This window comes from Clostridium sp. AF28-12, from assembly GCF_003435225.1.
In the GTDB taxonomy this organism is placed as follows: Bacteria; Bacillota; Clostridia; order Lachnospirales; family Lachnospiraceae; genus Pilosibacter; species Pilosibacter fragilis.
On sequence record NZ_QWGJ01000029.1, the window covers coordinates 1 to 437 of the forward strand.

General features: G+C 54.9%; 1 protein-coding gene and 1 pseudogene. Both read left to right on the forward strand.

The annotated features are described in order from the left end of the window. A pseudogene (locus tag DWY93_RS15615) lies at positions 1 to 134 on the forward strand (immunoglobulin); the annotation flags it as partial. Positions 135 to 140: 6 nt separating this feature from the next. Continuing rightward, positions 141 to 437: CHC2 zinc finger domain-containing protein (locus DWY93_RS17650; protein ID WP_242990707.1), on the forward strand; the 297-nt coding region annotated here is incomplete at its 3' end.

Genomic DNA, 437 nt, shown 5'->3' on the forward strand with positions numbered 1-437 from the left:
ACGCCCATAACTTTACCGTCCCCAAGCGGTGTGTATCAGTCCGGGAGCCATACAGCGCCGAGCGCCGCAAGGCTGCCAGTGAACGGGCCAAAGCCGCCGGATACCAGCCCCCTGTGAGAAAGTCCAGCAGTTAAAGGCACATGGCAGAGAATGTATTTGAAGCAGTCAAGCAGTCGGTCAGCACCAGAGAAGCGGCAGCGTTTTATGGGATCGAGGTCAAACGAAATGGTATGGCCTGCTGTCCTTTTCACGATGATAAGAACCCCAGCATGAAGGTAGACCAGCGATTCCACTGCTTTGGCTGCGGTGAAGATGGGGATGTGATCGACTTTATCGCAAAGCTCTTTGACCTCTCCTCAAAAGAAGCGGCGGAGAAACTGGCACAGGACTTTGGCCTGATCTATGACAGTCAGGCCCCTCCCCGCAGGAGGTATGTC